The 19,806-nt window shown below is 35.5% G+C and carries 17 protein-coding genes; 10 read left to right on the forward strand and 7 right to left on the reverse strand.

Going from position 1 to position 19,806, the window contains the following annotated elements:
- The first annotated feature begins 106 nt into the window (after positions 1-106).
- The 4 genes from ACY0M5_RS12365 (at position 107) to ACY0M5_RS12380 (ending at position 7,063) form a co-directional block, all read left to right on the forward strand.
- Positions 107-2,512: a GumC family protein gene (locus ACY0M5_RS12365; protein WP_461629349.1), complete on the forward strand. Its 2,406-nt coding sequence runs from the start codon at positions 107-109 to the stop codon at positions 2,510-2,512.
- A 297-nt stretch (positions 2,513-2,809) separates the two neighbouring features.
- Positions 2,810-4,648: a hypothetical protein gene (locus ACY0M5_RS12370; RefSeq protein ID WP_461629350.1), complete on the forward strand. Its 1,839-nt coding sequence runs from the start codon at positions 2,810-2,812 to the stop codon at positions 4,646-4,648.
- Between the two features lie 181 nt (positions 4,649-4,829).
- Positions 4,830-6,536 (forward strand): histidinol-phosphatase HisJ family protein, encoded by a 1,707-nt coding sequence (locus ACY0M5_RS12375; protein ID WP_124991636.1) that lies wholly within the window; start codon positions 4,830-4,832, stop codon positions 6,534-6,536.
- Positions 6,537-6,556: 20 nt separating this feature from the next.
- Positions 6,557-7,063 (forward strand): hypothetical protein, encoded by a 507-nt coding sequence (locus tag ACY0M5_RS12380; protein WP_461629351.1) that lies wholly within the window; start codon positions 6,557-6,559, stop codon positions 7,061-7,063.
- A gap of 9 nt (positions 7,064-7,072) precedes the next feature.
- Here ACY0M5_RS12380 and ACY0M5_RS12385 read toward each other — a convergent pair whose 3' ends face one another.
- Positions 7,073-7,345, reverse strand: coding sequence for a hypothetical protein (locus ACY0M5_RS12385; RefSeq protein ID WP_124991638.1), 273 nt, complete (start codon positions 7,343-7,345; stop codon positions 7,073-7,075).
- Between the two features lie 244 nt (positions 7,346-7,589).
- Positions 7,590-8,423 carry a Rossmann-fold NAD(P)-binding domain-containing protein gene (locus tag ACY0M5_RS12390; RefSeq protein ID WP_461629352.1) on the reverse strand — a complete coding sequence of 278 codons (834 nt, stop codon included), beginning with the start codon at positions 8,421-8,423 and terminating at the stop codon, positions 7,590-7,592.
- A gap of 285 nt (positions 8,424-8,708) precedes the next feature.
- Here ACY0M5_RS12390 and hemA point away from each other — a divergent pair, with 285 nt between their 5' ends.
- From hemA to ACY0M5_RS12420, 6 genes are all read left to right on the forward strand, one after another.
- A complete protein-coding gene (hemA, locus tag ACY0M5_RS12395) occupies positions 8,709-9,962 on the forward strand; it encodes a glutamyl-tRNA reductase (protein ID WP_124991640.1) in 1,254 nt (417 codons plus the stop codon).
- A gap of 102 nt (positions 9,963-10,064) precedes the next feature.
- Positions 10,065-10,991, forward strand: a complete 927-nt coding sequence (gene hemC, locus ACY0M5_RS12400) for a hydroxymethylbilane synthase (RefSeq protein WP_461629353.1) — start codon at positions 10,065-10,067, stop codon at positions 10,989-10,991.
- Between the two features lie 81 nt (positions 10,992-11,072).
- Positions 11,073-12,065 carry a porphobilinogen synthase gene (gene hemB / locus ACY0M5_RS12405; RefSeq protein WP_124991642.1) on the forward strand — a complete coding sequence of 331 codons (993 nt, stop codon included), beginning with the start codon at positions 11,073-11,075 and terminating at the stop codon, positions 12,063-12,065.
- Positions 12,066-12,154: 89 nt separating this feature from the next.
- Complete coding sequence (gene hemE / locus ACY0M5_RS12410; RefSeq protein WP_461629354.1) at positions 12,155-13,186, forward strand: uroporphyrinogen decarboxylase; 1,032 nt, start codon at positions 12,155-12,157, stop codon at positions 13,184-13,186.
- A 213-nt stretch (positions 13,187-13,399) separates the two neighbouring features.
- Positions 13,400-14,674: a double-cubane-cluster-containing anaerobic reductase gene (locus ACY0M5_RS12415; protein WP_461629355.1), complete on the forward strand. Its 1,275-nt coding sequence runs from the start codon at positions 13,400-13,402 to the stop codon at positions 14,672-14,674.
- Between the two features lie 85 nt (positions 14,675-14,759).
- Entirely contained in the window at positions 14,760-15,506 is a 747-nt protein-coding gene (locus ACY0M5_RS12420; RefSeq protein WP_461629356.1) for an acyl-CoA dehydratase activase, read from the forward strand.
- 51 nt (positions 15,507-15,557) lie between these two features.
- Here ACY0M5_RS12420 and ACY0M5_RS12425 read toward each other — a convergent pair whose 3' ends face one another.
- The 5 genes from ACY0M5_RS12425 to ACY0M5_RS12445 all read right to left on the reverse strand — a co-directional run bounded on the left by ACY0M5_RS12425 (position 15,558) and on the right by ACY0M5_RS12445 (position 19,800).
- Entirely contained in the window at positions 15,558-15,956 is a 399-nt protein-coding gene (locus tag ACY0M5_RS12425; RefSeq protein WP_124991646.1) for a TerB family tellurite resistance protein, read from the reverse strand.
- A gap of 252 nt (positions 15,957-16,208) precedes the next feature.
- Positions 16,209-16,718 carry a hypothetical protein gene (locus ACY0M5_RS12430; protein WP_461629357.1) on the reverse strand — a complete coding sequence of 170 codons (510 nt, stop codon included), beginning with the start codon at positions 16,716-16,718 and terminating at the stop codon, positions 16,209-16,211.
- A 23-nt stretch (positions 16,719-16,741) separates the two neighbouring features.
- The gene (locus tag ACY0M5_RS12435; RefSeq protein WP_156195683.1) at positions 16,742-17,683 is read right to left on the reverse strand and encodes a pyridoxal-phosphate dependent enzyme; all 942 of its coding nucleotides are present in this window, start codon (positions 17,681-17,683) and stop codon (positions 16,742-16,744) included.
- 107 nt (positions 17,684-17,790) lie between these two features.
- Entirely contained in the window at positions 17,791-19,083 is a 1,293-nt protein-coding gene (gene hemL / locus ACY0M5_RS12440; RefSeq protein WP_461629358.1) for a glutamate-1-semialdehyde 2,1-aminomutase, read from the reverse strand.
- Positions 19,084-19,095: 12 nt separating this feature from the next.
- Entirely contained in the window at positions 19,096-19,800 is a 705-nt protein-coding gene (locus ACY0M5_RS12445) for a uroporphyrinogen-III synthase (RefSeq protein ID WP_461629359.1), read from the reverse strand.
- Positions 19,801-19,806 lie beyond the last annotated feature (6 nt).

Genomic DNA, 19,806 nt, shown 5'->3' on the forward strand with positions numbered 1-19,806 from the left:
TGTAAATCAATTCAATAACAAGGTCAACTATCCGGCAATCAATTGTTTATTGAAGTTCTTTTTATATTCTATTTAATGAATTTATTACCCTAAAGAATATGATCCAATGACAAGTTCAAATGAATTTCTGAAAAATTTGGTGAACGAAGAAAAACAACAAATCAAAGCCTTTCAATACAAATTAGTATCCAAATGGTATTGGTTTCTAATATTTGGAATTCTTGGTTTAGGAGGCGGTTTAATGTATACTTTTTATTCACCACATAAGTATCAGGCTAAGTGCACAATATTGGTTCAGAACGAATCCAATGCTTTAAGAGGGAAGGAATTCTTTGATGATGATGGTAGTTTGAGAGGAATAAACGTTCAGGATCATATAGGTGTTTTAAAGTCTTCCTCGTTATCGAAACAGGTTTTAATTAATCTAAACTGGAATGTTTCATGGTATCAAAAAATGCCATTCTTTAATCAGGATTTGTACGGTTTGGCACCTTTTTACGTGTACAAAACTGATAGGCGCGAAAATCCGAATGATTTCCCTTTATTCGTTAAAATGATTTCGGAAGAAGAATATATGGTCAGGTCTGATAATACAATTTTGGAAAGTTCTGAAATATCATATTTTGAAGCAAAGGGTAAATTTGGAGTTCCTTTCGAAAACGAGCATTTTAGTTTTGTATTGGAAAAAAACAACGATGTTATTGTGCCTTTAGAGGCAGAGTTCTTTTTTGTTTTTAATAACATGGAAAATCTTAGTGTTCAGTATGCTGATAATCTAAATGTAACGCTGGAGGATTTAAAAGGAAATTTAATAGAATTGGAACTGAAAGGAATAACAGCACAGAGGATCGTAGACTTTTTAAATGAATTAAGTGAAGAATATATTGAATTTTGTTTATCAGAAAAGAATAAAATATCTAAAAATACAATTCGGTTTATTGATATGCAGCTGGAAGGAGTGGTGGATTCGTTAGAACAAACCGGCCATTTATTCAGTGATTTTCAATCTAAAAATCAGAGTTCAAATCTTGAAAGAGAGGCCGATTTGGCAATGGCTGATTTAAAAAGGTTGGAAGAGGAATATGCCCTGTCAGAAAGGAAGTTAAATTACATTAGGAATTTAAATCAATACATAAATAACAGCGTTCAATTTTCAAAAGTTGAACATCATCTTCAGCAGGATTTTGGCAATGAATTAGTAAATAATTCAATTTTGTCCCCTTCTGTAGTTGATATTACGGATCCGGGGTTGAACAATTTGGTTTTGAAGTTAGGAGAACTATATGGTAAGAAAGAGATATTATCATATAGTGTAAAGCAAAATGAACCCAATATGTTGGTGCTGGAGAAGGAGATCAGGCATACAAAACAAAGTTTGAAAGAAAATCTGCAAAATTTATTAGTAAACACAGAAAATGATTTAAGCAGTATCGCCCGACAGATGAGTGGTGTAAAAAGTAAATTGGTTCGATTACCCAAAATGGAGCAAAAATTCATTAATTTCAAAAGAAGATACGATCTGAATAATGATTTGTATACTTTTCTTTTAAAAAAGAGAGCTGAAGCAGAAATTACCATTGCTTCCAATGTTCCCAATTCTCAAATCTTGGATCGGGCAAGTTTAATGTCAACCAACCAAGTAGGACCGAAAACCATTTTAAATCTAATTATTGGATTCTTAATTGGAATTTCAATGCCATTTATTTTTATAAAAACAAGGGATTATTTTAGCAATACCATAGGCAGCATTTACGAACTGGAAAGGGAGACTTCTCTTCCGGTTTTGGGGGTGATTTCCCACAATAGGCATCGTAAAGATTTTTTGGTTTGCAACCGTCCGCGTTCGGGAATAACAGAATCGTTTCGAAGCCTTAGAACTGATTTGGAAAATCTTCTTGCAGAAAATAAACAAAAGGTCATATCAGTGCAATCTGTTATGCCTGGAGAAGGAAAATCATTTGTAAGTTTAAATTTAGCTGCCATTTTGGCTATGAATAATGAAAAGGTTTTACTGGTTGAGGCAGATATGAGAAAACCAGGATTAAATAGGGTGTTTGGCAGTATTCGATCGAATGGAATGAGCAGTTATTTAAAGGGTGAGGATGCTTTTGATGATATTATTTTCCAGACAAAATTTGAAAATCTAAGTTTCATTCCTGCCGGGCCGGTACCTTTAAATCCGGCAGAACTTCTGGCTAACGGTAAATTTAAAGGATTTATGGAAAAAGCAAGAATTCAATATAATTATATCATATTGGATAGTGCACCGGTTTCTGTTGTCACAGATGGTTTGTTGTCAGGCAAATATGCAGATCTTAATTTGTTTGTACTTCGTCATCATTTCAGTCGGAAGGAACATGTAAATTACATCAATAAATTAGTGGATAAAGGGTCGGTGAAAAATGTTACGATTCTTTTAAATGATTTTAGAGCTAATGGTGTAGATGTAAAAGATTTTGGTTATCAAAGCGGGTATTATAAAGATAATTATCTTCCGAAGGGAAAGATCTAAATATTAACAAAAACTATTTTTTTAAGAGACCTGTTATTACAGGTCTTTTTTATGATAGGATCCGATAACAATCTGATTTTTTCAGGTTTGATATTTTATTTGTCAGCCATTTTTTTCATACACTGAATAGTATTAATGCTGGTCAGAGCTTTATATTTTGATAAGTCCAGCAGTTTTTTGTAATTTGTAGAAAACAATATATTTCTTGCCTCTTCGAATATTGTTAAGTGTTTTATTCATAAAAAATCCGCCTCACCCTAATCATTTAATTGGTAGTAATTCAGAAAGCAATTGATAATGGAGGAGAGTATTAAACTTGTTATTTGGGATCTTGATGAAACCTTTTGGAAAGGAACTCTTTCTGAAGAGGATGTGAATAGTATACCGGAAAATATCAATTTGGTCAGGTGGTTAACCGATAGAGGAATAATGAATAGCATTGTCTCCAAAAATAATTTTGCCGAAGCTAAATTAAAACTTCAGGAAATTGGGATTTGGGACTATTTTGTATTCCCGGTTATCGCTTGGGAAGCCAAAGGAAAGCTGGTGCAGCGAGTGATAGAAAAATGTCAGTTAAGATCAGTTAATGTCTTGTTTTTAGACGATAATCACATGAATTTGGAGGAAGCGAAATTTTATAATAAAGGAATCTGCGCGAAATTACCATCTTTTATATGCGAAATTAAAAATCACCCGGCTTTTACGGGGAAAGACGATTCTTCTCATAGCAGATTGAAGCATTATAAAATTTTGGAACGTAAGGATGTTGATAAAATCGAGATTAACAGCAATGAGGAATTTCTAAAAGCATCTGGTATTCGCATTCAATATATTGATGATTTAACCGATCATACCGAAAGGCTTTTTGAGATTTTAAATAGAACCAATCAATTAAATTACACAAAAAAAAGATTGGACTGCAAAGAGGTCAAAAGTTTAATCGAAAATCATAAACTTGAGAAAAAATTAATAAAAGTAATCGATAAATATGGTGATTATGGATTTGTAGGATTTTATGCTGTCGATCAGTTAAAGAATGAATTGGAGCACTTTGTGTTTTCGTGCCGAATAATCAATCTGGGGATTGAGCAGTTCGTTTATTCTTCATTGAATTTTCCTAAAATTAATATTGTTCCTGATGTGGCCATTCCTCTAAATTTATCCAAACCCGATTGGGTTTCTGTGATTGATAAAGCCCGAGTAAGCACTCACCTATCTGAAAATAAGAATGATATATCGAAATGCAAAATATTGTTTAAAGGCGAGTGCGACTTATTTCAGATGCTTTTTTATCTTCAGGACTATGATTGCAACGTAATAAGAGAATCGAATTATACCGGGAAAAATAATTTTATCATAAACAGGGAACATACTCAAATGCTGATTGACAGCCGAGAAATGTCAAAAGAACAAGTTAACTATTTGGTGAAAAAACTACCGTTTATTGATTGTAAATCTTATCGTTCCAGTGTTTTCACTGATACATACAACGTTTTTGTTTATAGCCTGATAATGGATTTTACGCAGGAGATGTATGAACACAAAAAATTGGATTTAAAAATTCCGTTTGGTGGAAATAACATTAATATCACAAATCATAACAATTGGGCTAAATTTATAAAAAACTGCAGGGAAAGAAATCATATTGGGATAAGTAAAGAATTCCTTCAATTCTTTTCTGAGAATTTTGTGCATAGAGGTAAAATATCAATTAACGATTTTAGAAGAAACCTTTCAAGTATTCGCGCCGGAATTCCATTACATATTCCAATTATTTTCATGAATGGATCAGAAGTTGAATTTTCGGCAGAATGGGAAAGTTATGATATAGAGCGGAGCCGGATAATGAATCTTGCTTTGGATCAATTTATAGAACAAACTCCCAATTGTTACCTTCTTGATATACGAAAGTTTGTATACTCGCCGGATCATGTAACCTATGGAATGAATCGTTATAAAAGGAGATGCTACAAAGAAATTGCCAATGATTTAATTGGAATATTGCAACGTTTCGATACAATTCAAATTACAAAGAAATGGATTACTCTTACTCCGGCCATTGACTTGGTAAAGCCATTATACCGGTGGCTAAGAAGACGTTTTTTAAGGTTAAAACGTTTTCTAAAATTTAAATAAGCTTGGTTTGCTTTCTAATGAGTAATGAAGAAGAAACAGGAGTCATATTTATTTTGTGAACACTTCAATAAGAGAAAATATATCTGATTAAAAACTCTAAAAAGAATTTAGAATAATTCACCTTTACTTTGTGTGCAAATGATTATTTTTACTCAACTATTAACCACAAAGAGAAAGATAAATGCCGCAAAATAATATTGCCACACCCGAATATTTTATTTGGGAGACTCACGGAATACACACCGGAACAGGTAACGATCATGTGAAACATGGAGTTGACGAATTGGATAAAATCACTGAATTAGCCATAGCAAAAGGTCATCCAAATATTGCATTTATAATACACACGCCACGTTTAACCAGATACAGGTATGCTGCAGAGAAGCGGTTGGGAGTTAAGTTTATAAGGGGTGATAATGCCTATTTTAATTATCCAAATCAGATTGAACAGCTAAAGTTGAAATATGGGAATCGAATTAATATTCGTTTTGGGATTGAACTGGAATGGTTAGGACCTGATTTGGGAATGCAATGGAACCGTTCGAAAATTTTTCAGGCACAAGATGCTGATTTTGTGATAGGTTCATTACATTTTTCCCGGGAAGGAATTCCATATGATGGTTCGATAGAGGAAACTGAAGAACTGATTAAACTGAGAGGTGGATTGGAAAATTATTGGGGTGGATACATCGAAGAATTGATTGAGATGGTTGATTCTACCTGGGAAATGATTCAGGTTGTTGGTCATATAGATTTACCAAAATTGTTTGCCCCGATTCCTCAACCTCTGCTGGAGTTAGATACCTCAGATCATTTTCTGGCTCGTAGAATGCGGTTTTTACTGGAAATGATCAGCGAATATAATCTTGCATTGGATGTAAATCTGGCTGGAATAAATAAAGGTTGTGGAATTTATCCTGATATCTCAATTTTGAAGAGAGCAAAGCAACTTGATATCCCAATTGCATTAGGTACTGATACTCATACATTGCAAAATTTAGGTAATCATCATGAAACAGGTATCCATTATGCTCATGATGCCGGATACAAGCATTATCTGAGTTTTTCGAAGTGCATTCCTGAGAAAAGACCTTTGCGGAATCAGGCTTTTAAGGAGGAAGAATACAAGGTAATGAACTTGGGAATTGAGATGTTAAATCTTCGTTTTGAGGATAGCAAGCAACGACGAATTCCAAAATTTTCTTTCGGAGGAACTTTTAGAACATTCTTGGAGCATCATAAAAATTCGACTTCTTTGGGCGAATTTGAAGCGATACGTATACGAAAAGGAAATAAATCCATCACTATAAGCAATACAATTCCTCAAAATCAAAAGGAGAAGGTAAAAGGATTGTTCTCACATCATAAAGATAAACCGGGTGTGTTGTCGATGATATTTAATGCTTTGGCATCGGAGGAGATCAATGTTGAAACGGCATACTTAAATTCCAATAATGATGGCACTGCAACGGCTTTTTTAACCCTTTCGGGAGATGATGATTCTGTTCATGAAGCTGTTGAGTTTGTGAAAGGAACAGGGGGAGATAGTTTTATCGAAATTAGGGTAGGAGATATACTGGAAATGCAGCAATTGGATAAAAATAAGAATTATTTACTGGAAGTTGACGGAGTGAATTTACCCATTGCAATCAGTAAACAAATGATTCTTTCTATCCATAACAATACTGCAGGAATCTTACTAATTTTGCTTTCGGCATTGGCTTCCCAAAATATCAATGTAATTGATTTAAAACTGGGACAAAGAGGACAAAAAGGGTATGCGATACTAGGTATTGAGGGCAATGCTCAATTGGCCGGAAATATTTTGGGTAAGCTGGGACCTCAGTTTTTTGAAACGACACTTTTATCTTTAAACGGTGTTGAATAGTAAATTTTAATCGATATAAGTTGAATAACAGTACATCCGATTCATACGAATCCATTTTGAATATTATTGAGTTTTATAGAATTCAACCAAGAATTCAAGACCTTCAAATAGAGAAAATAGAGGAGTACTTGATTCTTATGAGCGCTCATTACATAGAGTCAATAAGAGAGATTGATGATTGCATCGGTTTAAGCGAACCTGCTTGTTTAGAAGATATCATTGATGTTTTAAATTCTTACTTAAGTAAGGTGGGAGAAGAATTAGAAAAGATTTTCCCTGGAGATATAAATGTGTTTGTACCTGTTAATATACATTCTAATGCCGGAATAATTGAGATTCAGGCATTGGAATTGTACCGTAACTTTAACGGAGGTGAAAGTAATTTGTATCAAATAAAAGAGACTCTTGATTGTTTGGAAAACAATATTTACGAAGAAGATTTTGCTGAGAAGCTAGCCTTACTGACAAAAGATTTACTGTTCAAAATTAATTCGAACCTAATCGTTAGGGTTGATGATTTATTATGAAGTTGCTTATCAAACAGCTTTTGGTGGGAGAAAGTGAATTGCCACCGGTTCTTCCTCTCCTAACTCTTTAATCATTTCAAATGATTGCGATTGAAGAAATTCAAGAGCACTTTCTTCATTTTTCCATTGAGAAAGAATAATATGCTCGTTTTGTTTTCCATTAGCTTGGTATATTTCGCACGAAAGTTCGCCTCCAACTTTACGGTATTCCTGAAATTGGTCAAAAGAATTTTTCCAGCTAACGTAATTTTTTATAGACTGCTTTATTAGTAAATATATCATTATGTGTGGATATGTTGTTAATTCTAAATTAAATAAAAAGAATAAACAAGCTTACAATTAATTGATTACAGGTTGAAAATACAGGGTGATTATATCTTTTTTTAATATAAATAGTAAGTGCACCTCTTAGTTGATTAGTTAAAATTAAACAAATTGATTTTTTTTAAGAAAATTCATTCCACTTATCAATTAAATTAATTGACGAATGATTTAAAATGCAGCTGAAACATTACAATCAGACAATCTAGATTAATGCATCAATTGGGTTTGAGAATTTAAATTTATAATGCGTTTTTTCCAATTTAGCAGAGCTGATAATTTTATACGGGCTTTGGTTCGAGACAAATTTTGGTGATTCAAAACCTCCTTTTTTTGCTGCCTCCTCATAAAATTCCTTGCGACTAGGATGTTTGGGACAACAAGCATTGTAAATTTCTCCCCATAAATTATTTTCTATCAAATGCGATATGATGTTAATGCAATCATCCTGATGGATTAAATTAACAGGAGTGTCACCTTCAACAGCATTTTTCATTTTTGAAAAAAAACGTCCAGGTTTACGATCATAGCCAATTAAACCTCCAAATCGGATGATACTGGTTTGAAAATTTTGTTGTGAAAGAAGCATCTTCTCAACAATACGTAAGGCTTTGCCACTATTCTTTTCCGGAATTTGGTTATCCTCTTCAGTAACAAGTCTGTTTAAATTTGCATATACCGATGTTGAACTAATGAAAATCACCTTTTTTACAGAGGAAAGATTCAACTGCTCAATTAATGCTTTAAATTGTTTAGGGTGAAATTCTTCAATATCTTCTCTTCTCTTGGGTGGAAAATTGACAATCAATATTTCAGAATTAAAAAAATCAGCATCAAAATCAGCATTTATTTCAGGATCAAAGAATATCAGATAAGGAGTTATTCCATCTTGCGCCAAGCGGGATATTTTCTCAGGAGTTGGAGTAGAGCCTTTTACAGAGCAGGCATTTTTCATTAAAAATTTTGCCAGTGGTAGGCCTAACCAACCGCATCCTAGAATACTTATGGTTTTTTCTTGTTTATAAAGCGTTTTATTCATGTGTTTGTATCTAAATATATCGGTGTTCAAATTTAAATTTAATTTGAACAATTAAATATTTTTGAAATATATAATTATGAATATGAAGCTAATTATTTTGGTATTTAAGATATTAAAATCCTTTTAGCGCCTATGAGCTTTCCATAATGGACAAAGTGCTAAGTAGAATAAGGGTAAAGGATTTGAAAACACAAGGATTTTTAAATAATTACTTTTATATTTGACACAGCATACACAGACTTTCATTTATGAATTTTTGGTAGGTTTCAAAATAAATTTCGTTTTATGTCGTCACAAATACGAGAAAATTTACAGAAATTATTTGTTTTAGGAATTAGTTATAAGAAAACAGCTCTTGATGTTAGGGGGAAATTTTCATTTACTGCAGAACAGCAGGAAAATTTACTGAAAGAGGCAAAAGAAAATCAAATCGATGGATTCGTAGTTCTTTCTACTTGCAATCGTACTGAAATCTATGCTCACACAAGCCAATCGGAGTTTATTACTGATTTATTCTTAAAATACAGCGAAGGTAATCGGGAGGATTTTGATTCTCATGGTTATACTTTGTTTGGTAATGATTGTATTCACCACTTATATAGGGTTACTTCAGGATTAGATTCTCAGATTATTGGGGATTTTCAAATTGTTGGACAAGTCAAAAATGCCGTTCAGTTAGCAGAAGAAATGGGTATGGTGAACCCATTTTTAAATCGCTTGTTTTCATTTGCCTTTCAGGCAAGTAAAAAAATAAAAACAAATACCGAAATAAGTAAAGGAGCCGCTTCTGTTTCTCATGCAGCAGTTCAGTATATTAAGGATAAGGTTTCAACTTTGGAATCGTGCAGTTTTTTGTTGTACGGAACCGGCGATATAGGGAAGGATACTTGTGGTAACTTACTGAAGCACATGAACAACCGCTCGTTGACTTTAATAAACAGAACTGAGGCCAAAGCTGAGGCACTTGCGGATAAATTTAATGTAAAGTACCAATCTGTTAGTAAATTAATTGAAGAGGTAGAAAAGGCTGAGGTTATTATAGTAGCTACCGGAGCTCCGCAACCTACCTTGTTACCGGAACATTTTAATGGGAGTGATCAATGCAAATTGATTTTGGATCTTTCTGTTCCTAGAAATGTTCATCCTGAAATAGATAAGTTGGATCACGTTTTGGTGATTACTGTTGATGAACTATCGAAACATATCTCAGATGCCATTCAGCAAAGAAAAGATTGCATTCCGCAGGCAGAAGGTATAATTTATGGATCGATAAGTGAATTTTACAGCTGGCTTGAGGTGAAATACTTGTCTCCTGTAATTATTGCTTTAAAAGAAAATTTACAGAAAGTTCAACGGAAAGAGTTGGATTATCACAAAAATAAATTGACTGATGATGAACTGAAAAAAGTGGAGCACATCACCAGTAACATTGTGAATAAGATTGCCAGAGCATGTATCAATCACTTAAAAGATCATCACAAAAAGCAATCCAGTCCAATGGAAACAATAGATATGATTTTTAAAGATTTGGATTCGTAAAGCTTTGCAGGCTTTCGATAAAAAGCTATATAAACCTTGTTTTATATGGCTTTTTTATTTTAGCTAATATTAAATTTATAAACTTCCTGAAAACATAAGACTATGATTTCTAAAATGAAAATAGTTGTTGCCACCCGTCCTAGTTTGCTTGCTTACACGCAAACCATGCAAACTGTGGAATTACTGAGAAATGCCAATCCTGAAATTGAATTCGAAGTGAAAAAGTTTAGCACTCAGGGGGACCGGGTATTAAATCGTTCTTTAACAGAGTTTGGTGGTACTGGTGTGTTTGTAAAGGAGTTGGAACATGCTTTGTTGGAAAATGAAGCTGATATTGCAATTCATAGTTTAAAAGATGTTCCGAGCGCACACCCTGAAGGTTTGCAGTTGGCAGCTTTTCCCGAACGTGAAGATGCACGTGATGTTTTTTTGACCCGTAACGGAAGTTCCATCGAAGATATGCCGGAAGGATTTGTATTAGGAACCGGAAGTCCAAGAAGAAGGGTTCAATTTGCTAATCTCCGTAAGGATATCGAGTTTAAAGAAATCAGAGGAAACATTGATAGTCGTTTTCAAAAACTAATGGATGGTGAATACGATGCAATTATTTTGGCTGCTGCGGGTTTAAACCGTATGAGTAAAGAATATGACGAGAATTTGCTCCTGGATATTGATTTATGCATTCCTGCCATAGGACAAGGTGCAATTGCAATTGAGTGCCGGAGTAACGATCCTGAAACAATTGCAATACTTCAAAAAGTGAATCATCGCGATACCGAAATTGCAGTTAAAGCCGAACGGGCATTTATGGCCGAAATAGAAGGGGGATGTAAATTTCCTTTGGCTGCACATGCTGTTGTTTCGGACAATATTTTGAATATGGTTGCTATTGTAGGTGATTTAAAAACGAACCAGTTCATTGCAGAAGGAATTGAAGTTCCTGTAGAAGAATCGATTGAGAATGCGAAAGAATTAGCCATTAAGATGAAATCAATTTGTAAAGAAAAAGGAATAAATTTCTATCTTTAATTTTTGGTGATAATTTATCAAAAGGATTGATATACTTAAATTGACAACTAATTTATACACAAATACAAAAAATACAACATTATGAGTTTAAGACCTCTTTTCCCAGAGACACGATTAAGAAGATTGCGTTATAGCAAAGTAGTTCGTAACATGGTTGCAGAAACATCTCTTTCTGTTGATAATTTAATCATGCCCCTTTTTGTTTGTCCGGGAGAAAATGTTCAAAATCCGATTAAAAGTATGCCGGGAAACAATCAGTTATCGGTAGACATGTTAGTGAAAAAGTGTGGCGAATTATTGGAGTCAGGCGTAAAATCAGTATTGCTTTTTGGTATTCCTGAGTCGAAAGATGAAGATGGAACTGTTGCAACTCACGAGCATGGTATTGTACAAAAAGCTACCCGTGCCATTAAGGAAACTTACCCTGAAATGTATATCATCGCTGATATCTGTAACTGTGAATACACAACTCACGGTCATTGCGGAACTATTGTTGATGGTGATGTTGATAATGACCAGACATTGGTGACATTGGCTGCACAAGCTGTTTCTTTGGCTGAAGCTGGAGTTGATATGGTGGCGCCAAGTGATATGATGGATGGAAGAATTGGATACATGAGAAAAGCTTTGGATGAGAATTGTTTCGAGAAAATGCCCATTATGGCTTATTCTGCAAAATATGCATCTGGATTTTATGGTCCGTTTAGAGATGCGGCTGATAGCGCACCTAAATTTGGAGATAGATCTACCTACCAAATGGATCCTAGAAATAGCGATGAAGCCATTCGTGAAGTTGAGATGGATATTGCTGAAGGAGCTGATATTGTAATGGTAAAGCCTGCTATGAGTTATCTTGATGTGATTTACAGAGTAAAAAATGAATTTAATATTCCTGTGGCGGCTTATAATGTAAGTGGTGAGTTCTCTATGGTGAAAGCTGCAGAAGCTAACGATTGGATTGATGGCAAGCGTGTAATGATGGAAATTATGACTTCAATCAGAAGAGCCGGAGCTGATATTATTATAACTTATCACGCTAAAGAGGTTGCTGATATTTTAAATGGCAGGATGTAAATTACCAGCGGGTATTTATTTTTAATCGATGGCAGATTTTTTACGTTTACTATTCTAATTACTATTAACAATTTACCGATTACCAGCATATGAGTCAATCAATTTTTTTAGATACAATTAACGGAATTAAGAGAGAGAGACCACCAGTATGGTTCATGCGTCAGGCGGGCAGGGTACTTCCTTCCTACATGAAACTGCGTGAGAAATATGGTTTTAAAGAAATGATGGAGAATCCGGAATTGGCGGCTCAGGTTACTTTATTACCAATTCATGATTTGGGAGTTGATGCTGCTATTTTGTTTTCTGATATTTTGGTGATTCCGGAAGCTTTAGGAATGGAATTGAGTTTTGAAGGAAAGGGGCCTAGTTTTGCAACAGCCTTAAAAGATGTTTCGGATCCTCTGTCATTTTTATCCGACAAGCCTGAAAAACTTGAGCATATTTATAAAGCGATTGACCGTATTTTAGAAACCAAGCCAAACGAGATTCCATTAATTGGATTTTGTGGCGGTCCTTTAACTACTTTGTGTTATATGTATCAAGGTTTCAGTCGAAATCAGAATTTCCCTGATTTTGTTCCTGCGATCTATCGTGATAAAGCACTTATGAAAAAGGTGGTTGCTAAAATTACAGAGATGAGTATTCACTATGCATTAAAGCAAGTTGAACATGGTGTTAAGGCATTTCAATTATTTGAAACTCACGCTGGATTGATTCCTGTTGAATTGTATAAAGAGGTTTTCTTACCATCCGTTAAGGCTGTTTTAGGTGCAGTTCGTGAAAAAGGAGTGAAGACCATTTACCTGCCAAAAGGATTGGGAACTGGTATCAATATGGTGAACTACGATTTGTGCGATTGTGTAAGTGTTGATTGGCAAATGCCATTGCATGAGGTGAGAGGAATTGTTGGCGAAGAGATGATTCTGCAAGGGAACTTCGATCCTCGTATATTGGAGGCTACACCACAAGCTATCGATCAGGAATTTGAATACTTTCTGAATTATGGACGAAAAGATCACAAATGGATCTTCAATTTGGGACACGGGCTATTGCCTTCAATACCGGTTGAGAATGTGGAATATCTTGTGAAAAAGGTGAAAGAATCTGATTGGGGAAGATAAACTCTCGAATGAAAATTATAGAATGAGGTGTCAGTATAGGCACCTCTTTTTTGTTTGGATTTAGATTAAGCAAACTGGAGTTTACTGAATAATTTATATCAGTAGTTGATCTTAAAACAAATAAATTTATGTTGAAAAACTTACCGGGTAGTTAGGAATGGGTTTTTATGATTTCTACTTTTGCAGCCGAAAATCAATAAAAATAGAATAACAATGGCAGATTATACAAAAATGTGGACTGATCTTGGCTTAAACCTTGATAATCATGATGCTTTACTAGAGAATTTAGGTGGCGCGTATCAATCCATTTTCATGTCGCAGGAACATCGTCCGGAAGGAATGGGATATTTCGATTTTGTGATGAGCGAAGCTCACGGGTTAAGAATTCAGGAGTTGCGTGATGAGCAGGAGGCTGGGCGAAAAATAATTGGTTCTTTTTGTGTTTTTGTACCTGAAGAGCTTGTACTTGCAGCAGGTTGCACATCTGTAGGATTGTGTGCAGGAGCTGATTTTGCTCAGGAAGAAGTTGAGAAAGTACTGCCTCGTAATACTTGTTCGTTAATCAAATCATTCTTTGGTTTCAAATTAGGTAAGGTTTGTCCATATATGGAAGTTTCAGACCTTATTGTAGGTGAGAATACCTGCGATGGAAAGAAAAAATCATTTGAGATATTTAGTCAGATGGTGCCAAATTTCTTTCAAATGGATCTTCCTCAAAACAAGGCTCCAATGGCAAGAAAATTATTAAAGCATGAATATGAGGCTTTTATTGCTAAGTTAGAGGAAATGACAGGCAAAAGAATCGGTTTGGAAGATTTAAAACAAGGAATTGCTACTGTAAATGCAAAGCGAAATGCATTAGCTCGTCTGTCTAAACTTCGCACGGCCAATCCAAGTCCAATTTCGGGTTTAGATGCGTTATTAATTAACCAAATTGCCTTTCTGGATAATCCTGTTCGTTTTACCGGGAAGGTTAATGCTTTATGTGATGAATTGGAATTGCTTGTAAAAGAAAATAAAGGCGCAAAAGTTGAAAACGCTCCCCGTGTTGTTATCTCCGGTTGTCCTATGGCAATTCCAAATTGGAAAGTTCCTGCTGTAATCGAAGCCACAGGTGCTGTAATTGTTGGTGAAGAATCATGTATTGGTGAGCGTGGTCAGCGAAATACAACCGACGCTTCTGCGGAAACAATTGATGGCCTTATTGATGCTGTTGTTGATCGTTATTTTAAAATTGATTGTGCAGTATTTACACCAAATCAGGAGCGCGTAGAGCACATCAAAGAAATGGCTAAAAATACAAATGCCGACGGTGTGATTCATTACGGACTTCAATTCTGTCAGCCGTATATCATGGAATCTTTCTCTGTAGAAAAAACGTTGGAAAAAGATGGTGTTTCCGTATTGAGACTTGAGACTGATTACAGCCAGGAAGATATGGGACAATTGTCAACTCGTGTAGAAGCATTTGTTGAAATAATAAAATAAATAGAATTGAAATAAAAAAACTGAGAGGGCTGTTGCATTCTCAGTTTTTTTATTTGCATCAGAAACAAGATACAAAATTATTGGAATGAGACATGCCGGAATAGATATTGGCTCCAGAAGCATAGAGTTGGTTGTGATTGAAGACGGAGAGGTTGTTGTGAGCAGGCAGTCCGAATCTGGTTACAATCCGGTGGAGCGTGTTCAGGAATTAATTGCTGATATTTCGTTCGATAAAGTGATGGCCACGGGTTATGGCCGCGCAAGTCTTGAGATTGCCTTTGATTATCCGACCATAACGGAAATTAAGGCATATGGAACAGGAGCAGCGACATTACATCCAGGTATTCGGGGAATTCTTGATATTGGAGGGCAGGATACCAAGGTTATTTCTTTGAATGAAAATGGAAAAGTGTTTAAGTTTGAGATGAATGATAAATGTGCTGCAGGTACCGGTAAATTTCTTGAATTGATGGCAGTAAGTCTAGGTTATCAGCAAAACACTCTTGGTTTAGAAGCATTAAAAGGACAGGAGGGAATAGAAATTAATAGCATGTGTGCTGTATTTGCAGAGTCGGAGGTTACTTCTCTTTTGGCGAAAGGTTGTCTGCGGGCTGATATTGCATTGGCTGTTCATCAATCGGTGTGCCGTCGTGCTGTTGGAATGATTAAACGTCAGGGTTTAAACACTCCAATTTTATTTGCCGGCGGTGTTGCAAATAATGCATGTATGATACATCTCTTGAAACAGACTTTTGGAGATGATCTGATTATTCCAACATCTCCTCAGTTTGTAGGTGCATACGGAGCTGCTGTTTTAGCAGGATTTTTATAAAAACGAGAAAGCCACCTGCAGGTGGCATATGTAATTGTTTGAAACAAGGAATTATCTGTATTCCTTTTTTTCGAATTGTTTTAGTTTATCAATGTCACGTTGAAATCTTTCCATTAAATCTTCCGAAAAAGAACTAATCAATTTGTGTTCCTTTGCTGTCATTCCATCAGAGGCATCAGCAACAATCTTCATGGCGGTAATGAATTCATCGTATTGTGGAGCCGGGCCATATACGTGACAAAAATTAATCACCTTATTATAGATTTCTTCAACTGAAGAGTTGTGTGACTCCTCAAACTCAAACGACCATAATATTTCAGAGCCAAGAGCATGATTTTTCAATAATTGTGTAAGAGTTTCTTTTTCTTCTTTCTTAATCACTCCATCTGCTTTTGCCAGGGCATACAGTAATTCTCCAAATACTTCGTATAATTTTTCTTCCTTTCTCATGGCATATCTTTTAAAGTAGATACCAAATCTCACAAATTGTCCATAGTCTAAGTTACTACAATTGAGTGAGAATTGTGTAAAGAAATTATCATACAATAATGGAATACATTAATTTTGCCTCAATTGGTATTAAAATACAGGGGTAGACCAATTACAACCAAATTTGAGCGGATTATCGTACTATTTTGAATTGGTCTTAAGCTCCTCCGGAGCTATATATAAGAATTGGATAAATCAAAGGGCTTTAATTCTTTATTGATTAATGGCTTTTAGTATTCTGCGGGCACGGGAACAGTAACCCGCGCTTCCATTTATCATTTGTTCCTCAATTACAAGGGCTAGTTCATTTTGTATATCCGGCTCTTGTAAAGAGAAATTGTATAGAATTTGCATAGCATACACCTTAATTGCTATGGCTGATGTGCTGGAAATCAAAGTATCAAAGCAGTAATTGATGAAATCACCGGATATATTGCTTGGAAGAGGTTCTAAACTAATCAGTTTTAAATATTGCCTTAATTTGCTTTCGTTGGAAAGAGTAGGGACTATCTCAATCATTTGAGGTAGATACAGGCGAACCAAATCAGGAGCAATATCATAAACCTTATCTAAAATCCAAGTGGCCCGCCAGGAATGTTTCTCATTGCTGATACAAATATCCCACAGTTCTTTTATATACGTGGGATTCTCTGCGATACTTCGAGCAACCAATCTGGCTTCTTCTTTTACCGGAAAAGGGTCGAGTAGTTTTTTAAGTTCCATTGAATTTAGAATTATTGGTTTTCTTAAAACGGCAACCTGCTTAACTCCACATTTCCGCCCGAAAGAATAATTCCAACTTTTTGGCCTTTGTATTTTTTCTTCTCTTTTATTAAAGCAGCAAGAGCGACTGCACTGGATGGTTCTGCAATGATCTTCATTCGCTCCCAAATCAGCCTCATTGCCGCAATTATTTCTTTTTCTTCCACTCTGATAATCTCTTCAACATGTTCCTTAATAATTGGAAATGTTTTATCTCCCAATGAGGTTAGCAAACCATCTGCAATAGTTTGAGGATTGGTTTGCGGAACAATTTCACCTTTTTGCATAGATTGCCAGGCATCATCAGCACCCATAGGTTCACCAGCTATTATTTTTGTGTTTGGCGAAAAATAATGTGCGGCTAAAGCTGTACCGGATAGTAAACCTCCGCCACCAACAGGAGCGAAAATTGCATCCAAATCATCATGATCTTCAATCAATTCCATAGCAGCAGTTGCTTGTCCTTCAATTACCTGATAATCATTGTAGGGATGCAAAAAAACCGCGCCGGTTTTATTGACAACTTCGTTTAGAGTAGTTTCTCTTGCCTCAAGGGTTGGTATGCATTCAATAATTTCTCCACCGTAACCTTTTACCGCTGTTTTCTTTATTTCAGGAGCATTCGAGGGCATTACAATGTATGCTTTAATGCCTTGTGCTTTTGCGGCAAGCGCTATTGCCTGAGCAAAATTGCCCGATGAATGAGTGGCAACTCCAAATTCTTTTTCTGTTTCTGATAGTTGAAGAATAGCATTTGTAGCTCCACGCATTTTAAACGCGCCCATTTTCTGAAAATTTTCACATTTAAAGTAGATATCAGCTCCAACAATTTGGTTGATGAGTTGAGAGCTCATAACAGGTGTTCGATGAATGAATTTTTGAATTCTTTTGTGTGCTTCCTGTAAACTTTCTTTTGTGATAATCATTTTGTTGGAGTTTTTGGTTTGTGATTGTAACCCAACCAAAGCCGGGTTACAAATGAGCTTGAATCTTATAATGAAATTCCACTTTGCAAGTATTTCAAAAGAAGAAATTATTTCATCGCTTCAAGTGAATCTTTTGCTGCTTGAATGGTTTTATCAAGCATCTCATAGGTCAATGAATTAGATAGGAAATAACTTTCGAATGATGATGGAGGAAGATAAATTCCTCTTTTTAGCATTTCATGAAAGAATTTAGGGAATTTGTCGTTATTTGCCGTAGCAGCAGTGTCAAAATCCACCACATCAACATCAGTAAAGAAAACACTAATCATGGAGCCACAACGGTTAATTTTGTAAGCGAACCTCGATTCCGAAAGCACCTTATCCAATCCTTTGTGAAGATATTCTGTTTTATCCGCAAGTTCAGTGAAGTAGTGAGGGTTCTCGTTAAGCTCTTTTAGCAGGGTTAATCCTGCAATCATAGCAATAGGGTTCCCCGATAAGGTTCCTGCCTGATAAACTGGTCCAACAGGCGAAACGACCTTCATGATTTCGTCGGGTCCGGCATAAGCTCCCACTGGCATTCCTCCTCCAATCACTTTACCGAAAGTTACCAAATCAGCATTAACACCAAAGTATTCCTGAGCACCACCTTTTCCCAGGCGGAATCCAGACATTACTTCGTCAAAAATCAACAATATTCCTTCTTTATCACATAGTTCACGTAAATCTTCCAGAAATCCTTTTTTAGGAAGCACACAGCCCATGTTTCCAGCAATTGCTTCTACTATTACAGCCGCAATTTCACCTTTATTTTCTGCAGCTAATTGTTTTACGTCTTCAATGTTATTGTACTTGGCAGTTAGCGTGTCGTTTGCTGTACCAGGAGTAACACCCGGTGAATTTGGTACCCCAAAGGTACTTGCTCCGCTGCCGGCTTTAATTAGGAATGAATCGGCATGACCGTGATAACAGCCTTCAAATTTGATAAATTTATTTCGGCCGGTATAACCTCTGGCCACACGAATGGCACTCATACATGCTTCGGTACCGGAATTAACCATTCTCACCTTATCAATATTTGGAACCATGTCCACAATTAATTTGGCAATCTCAATTTCCAGTTCTGTTGGAGCACCAAAGGATGTTGAATCTTCAACTTTTGCTTTGATAGCATCTATAACCTTAGGATATGCATGTCCTAAAATCATTGGACCCCACGATGAAATGTAATCGATGTACTCATTTCCGTCTACATCGGTAAGAATACTTCCTTTTGCTTTTTTGATAAAGACAGGAGTTCCGCCAACAGATTTAAATGCTCTAACCGGCGAGTTTACACCTCCTGGAATGTATTTGTTGGCTTCTGTAAATAATTCGGAACTTCTTTTGTATTGATGCATATTGTATAGGTTTTATGAATTTAAGTAATTGTGACAAATTTCGAGTAAGGAATAAACGTTTGTATTTTCAGACATGACAACATGTTCGGAGAAATCCAGCAGTTTTACTGCGGTCGTACTTCCAATAGCAAAACAGGGGACAGTTTCGTTTATTTTGTATCTGTTAAAAAAACTATAAACAGCACTCGGACTGCAAAAACAAATGGCATCGAAATCAGTAATAGTAACATCCGGTTGATGCAAATTTGTTTGGTAGCACTCTATTTCCTCAAAATCAAATTCTTTTTCAGTCATAAAATCAGAAATATTATTTTGCCTTAAATTTCCTGAAAAATGAATGTAAGAGGAGGCGCTTTGTTTTTCAAGTAACTGAAGTAAAGATTGCGAGTTGTGTTGTTCCGGAAGTAAAGCTTCTATACCAATTTTGAGCAGTTCTTCTGCTGTTTTTTCTCCAACAGCAAATACTTTTTTTTCTCCCAAAGCAATTAGCGAGCTTAGGTTCTCTGCAATACTCTTAACCGCATTCTGACTTGTGAAAATCCAATTTGATTCCGGTTTTGAATTAATCAGATCTGTCTTTTCTTTAGAAAGAGGCATGAGATCAATTTGAATAAATGGCTTTGCGGTAACCTCCAGACCTAGTTTTTCAGCATACATTATGTGTTCAGAACTTAGAGATCTGGTAAAAAGAATATTTTTTTTATCTGTTAGAGACATAAATAG

This window comes from Labilibaculum euxinicum, assembly GCF_963678175.1.
In the GTDB taxonomy this organism is placed as follows: Bacteria; Bacteroidota; Bacteroidia; order Bacteroidales; family Marinifilaceae; genus Labilibaculum; species Labilibaculum euxinus.

Bases quoted from the DNA above. Each gene is read 5' to 3' on its own strand.
- ACY0M5_RS12420 (WP_461629356.1), top strand. From the start codon at position 14,760: ATGAGACATGCCGGAATAGATATTGGCTCCAGAAGCATAGAGTTGGTT.
- hemB (WP_124991642.1), top strand. From the start codon at position 11,073: ATGAGTTTAAGACCTCTTTTCCCAGAGACACGATTAAGAAGATTGCGT.
- ACY0M5_RS12385 (WP_124991638.1), bottom strand. From the start codon at position 7,345: ATGATATATTTACTAATAAAGCAGTCTATAAAAAATTACGTTAGCTGG.
- hemL (WP_461629358.1), bottom strand. From the start codon at position 19,083: ATGCATCAATACAAAAGAAGTTCCGAATTATTTACAGAAGCCAACAAA.
- ACY0M5_RS12435 (WP_156195683.1), bottom strand. From the start codon at position 17,683: ATGATTATCACAAAAGAAAGTTTACAGGAAGCACACAAAAGAATTCAA.
- ACY0M5_RS12370 (WP_461629350.1), top strand. From the start codon at position 2,810: ATGGAGGAGAGTATTAAACTTGTTATTTGGGATCTTGATGAAACCTTT.
- ACY0M5_RS12425 (WP_124991646.1), bottom strand. From the start codon at position 15,956: ATGAGAAAGGAAGAAAAATTATACGAAGTATTTGGAGAATTACTGTAT.
- ACY0M5_RS12365 (WP_461629349.1), top strand. From the start codon at position 107: ATGACAAGTTCAAATGAATTTCTGAAAAATTTGGTGAACGAAGAAAAA.
- hemA (WP_124991640.1), top strand. From the start codon at position 8,709: ATGTCGTCACAAATACGAGAAAATTTACAGAAATTATTTGTTTTAGGA.
- hemC (WP_461629353.1), top strand. From the start codon at position 10,065: ATGATTTCTAAAATGAAAATAGTTGTTGCCACCCGTCCTAGTTTGCTT.
- ACY0M5_RS12430 (WP_461629357.1), bottom strand. From the start codon at position 16,718: ATGGAACTTAAAAAACTACTCGACCCTTTTCCGGTAAAAGAAGAAGCC.
- hemE (WP_461629354.1), top strand. From the start codon at position 12,155: ATGAGTCAATCAATTTTTTTAGATACAATTAACGGAATTAAGAGAGAG.
- ACY0M5_RS12390 (WP_461629352.1), bottom strand. From the start codon at position 8,423: ATGAATAAAACGCTTTATAAACAAGAAAAAACCATAAGTATTCTAGGA.
- ACY0M5_RS12375 (WP_124991636.1), top strand. From the start codon at position 4,830: ATGCCGCAAAATAATATTGCCACACCCGAATATTTTATTTGGGAGACT.
- ACY0M5_RS12445 (WP_461629359.1), bottom strand. From the start codon at position 19,800: ATGTCTCTAACAGATAAAAAAAATATTCTTTTTACCAGATCTCTAAGT.
- ACY0M5_RS12415 (WP_461629355.1), top strand. From the start codon at position 13,400: ATGGCAGATTATACAAAAATGTGGACTGATCTTGGCTTAAACCTTGAT.